The sequence below is a fragment of the Kocuria tytonicola genome, from assembly GCF_003687455.1.
GTDB lineage: Bacteria > Actinomycetota > Actinomycetes > Actinomycetales > Micrococcaceae > Kocuria > Kocuria tytonicola.
This window is the reverse complement of the sequence record NZ_PHOA01000150.1, coordinates 1-3,804: the sequence shown is the minus strand read 5'-3', so window position 1 is coordinate 3,804 and position 3,804 is coordinate 1. Positions and strand designations below refer to the sequence as shown.

3 protein-coding genes are annotated in these 3,804 nt (G+C 73.0%); all 3 read left to right on the top strand.

Translation table 11 applies throughout. From position 1 onward, the window contains the following. Positions 1-167: 167 nt before the first annotated feature. The 3 genes from CWC38_RS11230 (at position 168) to CWC38_RS11220 (ending at position 3,733) form a co-directional block, all read left to right on the top strand. Entirely contained in the window at positions 168-902 is a 735-nt protein-coding gene (locus tag CWC38_RS11230; RefSeq protein WP_121846807.1) for a glutamine amidotransferase, read from the top strand. Positions 903-981: 79 nt separating this feature from the next. Beyond that, positions 982-2,211 (top strand): CPBP family intramembrane glutamic endopeptidase, encoded by a 1,230-nt coding sequence (locus tag CWC38_RS11225; RefSeq protein ID WP_240625242.1) that lies wholly within the window; start codon positions 982-984, stop codon positions 2,209-2,211. Beyond that, a complete protein-coding gene (locus CWC38_RS11220) occupies positions 2,195-3,733 on the top strand; it encodes a M18 family aminopeptidase (protein WP_121846805.1) in 1,539 nt (512 codons plus the stop codon). The genes CWC38_RS11225 and CWC38_RS11220 overlap by 17 nt, the downstream gene beginning before the upstream one ends. Positions 3,734-3,804: the final 71 nt, after the last annotated feature.

Sequence of the window (3,804 nt, the reverse complement as noted above, 5' to 3'; positions counted from 1 at the left end):
CCGCCCGCCCCCCGGCCGCCGCCGCTCTCCACTCGAGCCGCTGGCCGCAGCTGGGCTCTGCCCGAGCCACTGGCTGCCGCCGGGCTCTCTCCGAGTAGCCGGTTACCGGGGACGGTCTCCCGGGGAGGTGTCCGGGCGAGGGGCGCGGCGTGGCTAGCATGAGAGGCATGAAACCCTTCGTGCTCCTGGCCACACGTGATGATGACGTCCTTGCGGACGAGGAGTACGAGGCCGTTGCGCGCTTCGGGGGGCTCAATGAGTCCGAGCTGCACCGCATCCGGCTCGAGTCCGGGGACTGGCCCGCGCTGGAGCTGGACGACTACAGCGGCATCATCGTGGGCGGCTCGCCCTTCAACTCGTCCGACCCGCCCGAGGAGAAGTCGCGGGCGCAGCGCCGCGCGGAGACCTGGATCAGCTCGCTGCTGGACGAGGTGGTGGCCCGCGACTTCCCGTTCCTGGGTGCGTGCTACGGGGTGGGGACGCTCGGGATCCACCAGGGTGCCGTGGTGGACCGCACCCGCCACGAGGAGGTGGGCCCCATCACGGTGACGCTCACCGAGGAGGGTGAGCGTGACCCCCTGCTCGCGGACATGCCCCGGGAGTTCAGCGCCTACGTGGGGCACAAGGAGGGCACCCGGGTGCTGCCGCCCAACGCCGTGCTGCTCGCCGAGGGCTCCGTGTGCCAGGTGCAGATGTACCGCATCAAGAACAACCTCTACGCCACGCAGTTCCACCCGGAGCTGGACGTGGACGGCCTGGTGAACCGCATCCGCGTGTACAAGGACCTGGGCTACTTCCGCCCGGACGAGCTGGAAACCGTGGTGGACCGCGTGACCAACGGCCCCGCCGTGGACCAGGCGCCCCGGGTGCTCAGCGCGTTCGTGGAGCGCTACCGCCGCTGACGCCGCACGGGAGCCCCGCCCACGGCGGGCGCCCTCCCCAATCCGGCGCGCCGGGTCCGTGGCCGATACCGTGGGGAGCATGAGTCACTCCAGCGCCCCGTGGACCAGCCCCGCACCCCTCACCCTGGCGGGGCCCACGCATCCGCGCGGGAGCATGGTGGCGCACCCGGAAGCTCCTGGTGCACCCCGCACCCGCACCTACTTCTACCACCGGCTCGCGCTTGCGGACCGCAACCACCGCTGGTGGATGCCGCTGGTGGAGGGCACGCTGCTCATCGCGGTCTACCTGCTGCTGAGCATCGTGTTCGTGGTCGTGCTGGCGTTCGCCCTGCCGGACGCCGTCGCCGCGGACCTCCTGGACGCGGACCAGCTGGACCCGGCCGTGTTCTTCCTGATGTTCGGCTCGGTGGCGCTGCTGTTGCCCAGTGCGCTGGTCGCGCGGCTGACGCTCGGTCCCCGGCCGCTGGGGCTGATCTTCTCCGTGACGGGCCGGATCCGCTGGCGCTGGCTGCTCACGTGCTTCGGGGTGGCCGCCGTGGTGTACGCGGTGGTCAACCTGGGAGGCATCGGTCTGGACCTGCTCGGCGGCGGGACGCCCACACCCGTCCGGCCCGTGCCCGGTTTCTGGTGGCTGCTGGCCTCGGTCCTCCTCGTGGTGCCGCTGCAGTGCGCCGCGGAGGAAGTGGTGTTCCGCGGCTACCTGGCGCAGATGGTGGGCCGCTGGCTCAAGCACCCCGCGTGGGCCATCCTGCTCCCCGTCCCGCTGTTCATGCTGGGCCACGCGTACGACATCTGGGGTCAGCTCTCCGTGGGCATCATGGCGGTGGCGATGGGCCTGGTCACCTGGCGCACCGGCGGGCTGGAGGCGGGCATCGCCCTGCACGCCGTGAACAACATGAGCATCTCCCTGCTGGCCATGGCGGGGCTCGTGGACATGAACGAGACCTCCGGCGCCCCCGCGGACCTGATCCCCGAGCTGCTCCTCAACGCGGCCTACGTGGCGCTCGTGTTCTGGCTCGTGCGGCGCCGCCCCGCCGTGGCCGTGACCCGCACCGTGGTGCTGCCGCCGCCACCGGCCCCGCCCATGCTGCCTGCCGCCGTGCAGCGTCCCGCCGCGATCGCCGCGGACCGCTCTGGCCTGGCCGCCTACGTGGTGGACCCGGCCACGCAGGCCTACATGGTGCTCCCGCCGCAGTACGGGCCCTACTCGGTGCGGGACGGCCAGGGCCGGTACGTGGGTCTGCTGGACACACGCCCCGCGGTGGAACCCGCCCCCACCTACACTGAGCCCCATGACGGACAGCACTGACACCACGGTCCCCGGCGACGCCTCCACGGCGGCCGGCACGCGCTCGGCCACCACGCCTTCGGCAGCAACGACGCCGCCCGGCGCCTCCGCGCCAGACGTCCCCGCCCACGCCGCGTTCGCCCGGCAGCTGGGCGAGTTCGTCACGGCGTCCCCCAGCTCGTACCACGCGGTGGCCGCGGCGGCCCGTGAGCTGGACGCCGCCGGGTTCACCGCGCTGTCCGAGACCGCCCCGTGGGACGAGCTGGCACCGGGCCGCTGGTACACGGTGCGCGACGGCGCCCTGATCGCCTGGGTGACCCCGTCCGGTGCCGCTCCGGGCACCGGGTACCGGATCCTGGGCGCCCACACGGACTCCCCGGGCTTCAAGCTCAAGCCCCGCCCCACCACCGTGACCCACCGCTGGTACCAGGCCGGTGTGGAGGTCTACGGCGGCGCCCTGCTGAACTCGTGGCTGGACCGGGACCTGCGCTTCGCGGGCCGGCTGGTGGTGCGCGACGGGAACGGCGGCACCCGGGAGCTGCTCACGGCCACCGGGCCCGTGGCACGCATCCCGCAGCTGGCCATCCACCTGGACCGCTCCGTGAACGAGGCCCTCACCCTGGACCGGCAGCGCCACGTGCAGCCCGTGTGGGGAGTGGGGGACGCCCAGGACGCCGATGTGCTGGCGGTCCTCGCGGAGGCCACCCTGGCACCGGTCGCAGGGTCCGGGAGCGCGAACCCCACCCGCGAAACGCCCAGCACGTGGGAGACCGCCGCGTCGGGGAAGAACTCCACGGCTCAGGACGTCGGCACCACCGGAGCGAACCCCGTGTCGGGTTCCCTCGACCCAGCGGACATCCTGGGCTACGACATCACCGTGGCGGACACCCAGGCCCCGGAGCTGATCGGCGCCCAGCAGAACCTGCTGGCCAGCGGCCGCCTCGACAACCTCACCTCGGTCTTCGCCGGGCTGCGGGCCATGGTGGAGCACGCGGAGGAGCTGGAGTCCGCGCGGCAGATCAGCGTGCTCGCCGCGTTCGACCACGAAGAGGTGGGCTCCGCCACCCGCTCCGGCGCGGGCGGGCCGTTCCTGGAGGACGTGCTCGTGCGCATCGGGGCCGCCCTGGGCGAGTCCCGGGACGACCAGCTGCGCGCTCTGGCGAACTCCGTGTGCCTGTCCTCGGACGCCGGGCACCTGGTGCACCCCAACTACCAGGGCCACCACGACCCCGTGAACACCCCCGAGCCCGGCCGCGGGCCGCTGCTGAAGATCAACGCCCAGCAGCGCTACACCACGGACTCCGTGGGCGCCGCGCTCTGGGCACAGGCGTGCGAGCGGGCCGGCGTGCCCTACCAGGAGTTCGTCTCCAACAACACCGTGCCGTGCGGCTCCACCATCGGCCCCATCACGGCCACCCGCCTGGGCATCCGCACCCTGGACGTGGGTGTGGGCCTGCTCTCCATGCACTCGGCCCGCGAGCTCGTGCACACCGCGGACCTGCACGCCCTGCGCGGGGCCATCGGCGGTTTCTGGCGCGCCTGAGCGCTGTCCCCGGGGGTGTTAACCCGCTGGGGCGCGCAGCGCGTCCGGGCCGGTCAGGTCCAGTTCCCGCC

Coding starts and splice junctions, on each gene's coding strand:
- CWC38_RS11225 (WP_240625242.1), top strand. CDS start 982: ATGAGTCACTCCAGCGCCCCGTGGACCAGCCCCGCACCCCTCACCCTG.
- CWC38_RS11230 (WP_121846807.1), top strand. CDS start 168: ATGAAACCCTTCGTGCTCCTGGCCACACGTGATGATGACGTCCTTGCG.
- CWC38_RS11220 (WP_121846805.1), top strand. CDS start 2,195: ATGACGGACAGCACTGACACCACGGTCCCCGGCGACGCCTCCACGGCG.